Source organism: Psychromonas sp. (assembly GCF_983033635.1).
This window is the reverse complement of record NZ_CEZLMY010000268.1, coordinates 1-3,264: the sequence shown is the minus strand read 5'-3', so window position 1 is coordinate 3,264 and position 3,264 is coordinate 1. Positions and strand designations below refer to the sequence as shown.

The following is a 3,264-nucleotide window of genomic DNA, read 5'->3' as shown; positions in this document are numbered from 1 at the left end:
AATCTGAACAGCAAGGTGCAACACCTAAAGCGAGTGCATTAACATCAGAGCAAATTCGTATTCAAGAGCTTGAAAAGCAAGTTAAACAATTACAAAGCGATAACCTATTACTAAAAAAAGCGTCAGCCTTCTTCGCTATGGAAATGAACAACGGCAACAAATTGCGTTAAAGCTGAAGAAGGCTGGAAATAAGGTTCAGCAGATATGTCGCTGTTTATCGCTTCCTGCAAGTACGTTTTATTATCGCGCGAAGCTCAAAGCTATCAATACTGAAAAAGTGAAGCTAGAAGCGGCGATGAAACAAGTGCATTATGATATGGATGCAACCTACGGAAAACGCAGGATGCTTATAGAGTTGCAGGAGTGTTATGGTCCGCTGATTTTAGCCTCAAAGTGTAGTTTCTAAGTCGTCATAGGGGCATTTTGTTAGCTTCCTAAGACGGAAAGGGGCACAAAGCGAGATAGATTATTTACTCTAATATCGTGTTGCAATTTAATTTATCTGGCTCACTTTCGGGAAATTAGCGATTGTGGGTATTTTTGAGAATGGTTGAACTGTTCTCGGTGCACAGACACTCCTTGATTATCTAGTGCTGTGCCTACGACGTGCAAACTCGCTCAATGATTGTAAATGGAGAGAAATCAGGGGTGATTGGTTTTGATGTTCAACCCAATAAAGACGGATCCTATACAATCCACTTTTCCCCATCGCAGCCTGAAGGTGTAAAAGAAAGTAACTATGTTAAAACATTAAAAGGTAAATCTTGGTCCACTATCTTCCGCTTGTATGGTCCTAAGCAAGCATGGTTTGACCAAACATGGCGTGTTGGCGGCATCATCAAGCAATAATAATTAAACAAATGGGGCAGAGTAAAATTACCAACTTATTTTACTCTGCCCTCGTTTTCTCTTTTAACTCATTAACAGCCCATTTCACCTGCTCAAACAGGATTTTGAGGGCCAGCTCTTTAATCTTGACCCAGTGTCTTTTATCTACTTTTCTGAAAATTCAAAACTAAAGACCTGATCCGAATGGCACTGTGATGAATGAGACGGTTATAGCTGGCTGAACATTTTTTTAATCTGTTTATGTAACAACTTATACATAGGGTAGTTGCGGCGTGTTTGTAAATAACCACCCACAAAATGGGTTTGCTGGCGGCTTACATCTAGCGGCGGCAGCGGGTACTGCTGCAGGTCGCTTAACAACTTGATAATCGGCTGCGGGGCATACATCATAGCATCTGAACTTTTTAAATATTCATTAGCGACCATAATGTTGTTGGTTGTCAGCTGAATATTCGCTTGGTAACCCAGTGTTGAATAATTGTTTTCTAAAATTGATTTACTACTATTTAGATGAGGTTGAGCATTAATAAGTGCTAACTCATGAATGTCCTGCCATTTTGAACTTTTCGATAAAACAGGATGCTCTTTTCTGGCAATAATTACATTATTACAACTATGTATTTTTTGGCAAAAAATATCCTGCGGCAGTGGCTCTTCTTGTAAACGAATACAGTAATCATATTGACCGTTGAGCATCTCTTTGATGGTGTAATCAGTCCAGTAAGTGATACTTAATTTGGCAGCTGGAAATGTTTTTTTTAAGTGATTGAAAAGCTCTCCTCCAAATAGGTTTAGTACAAAGTTAGAAGCAACAATAGAAAGCTCTCCATGATAGGTTTTTGGATCAAATTCTTGATAATCTCTTAATACACGGTTAATAGGCAGCAGCATTTGTTCGGTTGCTTCTGCGAGTTGAACAGCCATTTCAGAAGCCTGAACACCGTGTGCCTTACGAATGAATAGTTGCTCACCAAACTGCTCTCTTAATTTTTCTAACCCCCGGCTCACACTTGGTTGTGATAAACCTAATAACTCAGCAGCTTGCGAAGTGTTTTGGGTTTTCACCAGAGCTTTTAATATCATGAATAGATTAAGATTGATTCCATTTAACGGCTCTTGCATATTTTTTCCTTATGAAAGGGAAGCATTAGGGGAAGCTTATCACAGTGAATTTATTAACTATGTGCGTTGCCCCGCTTCGTTCTATCAAATATGAATATCTCCTATACGTCGCGGCCTTGCTCGAAATAATAAATACTAGCTGCATTAAATAACTAACTATCAATCAAGAATTATTATTAAGTCGAGATCATTATGAAAAAAGCAGCATTGAGCATCGCTATATTATCTACAACACTAATAACAACTCATGTTATGGCTGATGATAACTGGCAGTTTACTGTTTCTCCCTATCTTTGGGCTGCAGGTATCTCAGGTTCAACAACTTCGGCACTAGGAGTTGACCCAGAAACTGAAATATCAAGTCACTCGTTATTAAATGATTTGAAATTTGGCGGGATGATTCAGGCCACTGCGCAAAAGGGACAACATGGTATTTATACGGATCTGATGTATACCGACATTCGTACTAATGAGGGTTCCAATCCGATTGGAAGCCTTGATTCAACATCAAAAACGACCGTGTTTACGCTGGCCTATGATTATCAAGTGTTTAATAACCAACAAGCACAATTAGATCTGTTAGTAGGCGCGCGTTACTGGAAAACCAATGTTGCCTTAGATTTTACATTTAATCACGAGGCTCTACCCGATACAGCTCGTTTTGCTGAAACTAAACAATGGGTTGATCCTGCTTTAGGTATTAAAGGGCGCTCGATGATTGCCAATAGTCAATTTTTTGTTGAAGGCGGAGCAGGTATTGGCGGTTTTGGTTTAGGTTCAAAACTTTATTATGAATTTAATGCCAATATTGGCTATCAATTTACAGATAATATCAGCGCAGCTGTAGGATACCGTTATTTTGATGTGAACTATGACAAAAACGATTATGTCTATGATATCGTTCAGCAAGGCTGGTTAGCAGGCGTATCATTTAGTTTTTAACTTGTTTGACAAAGCACTGACCTTTAAAGCCTCATTTGAGGCTTTTTTTGTAACTATTTTAAATTCCAATAAATTCCCCCCCAATAATTAACAACACTCTCCCTCAAGAGCCGCAAACCTGGTCTAACTGTTTATGTTTGTTAATTTCGCTATAAGCTGCTTTGCTTATTTAGCAGGGGGGATACGAATAATGGTTCAGTTTTCACACTATTAAGCTGTTAAAGGAAGGTCTTGTTGTAATTAATAATCTTAAGATTTATGCATCTTTATATGAACAATACGTATTGTCTATTAAGAACCTAAATATAAATTTGTTCAAGAGGATATTTTTTATCCATAGAACCTTTACTA

At 38.3% G+C, this 3,264-nt stretch carries 3 protein-coding genes; 2 read left to right on the top strand and 1 reads right to left on the bottom strand.

Translation table 11 applies throughout. The annotated features are described in order from the left end of the window. The first annotated feature begins 606 nt into the window (after positions 1-606). On the top strand, positions 607-849 hold the full coding sequence (locus tag AC4GME_RS18290; protein WP_490378472.1) for a DUF1214 domain-containing protein: 243 nt from the start codon (positions 607-609) through the stop codon (positions 847-849). Positions 850-1,056: 207 nt separating this feature from the next. Here the strand turns inward: AC4GME_RS18290 and AC4GME_RS18285 are convergent, their stop codons facing one another. Beyond that, positions 1,057-1,971, bottom strand: a complete 915-nt coding sequence (locus AC4GME_RS18285; RefSeq protein ID WP_490378471.1) for a LysR family transcriptional regulator — start codon at positions 1,969-1,971, stop codon at positions 1,057-1,059. 192 nt (positions 1,972-2,163) lie between these two features. Between AC4GME_RS18285 and AC4GME_RS18280 the strand changes: the two genes are divergently transcribed. Then, positions 2,164-2,913, top strand: a complete 750-nt coding sequence (locus AC4GME_RS18280; RefSeq protein WP_490378470.1) for a porin family protein — start codon at positions 2,164-2,166, stop codon at positions 2,911-2,913. Positions 2,914-3,264 lie beyond the last annotated feature (351 nt).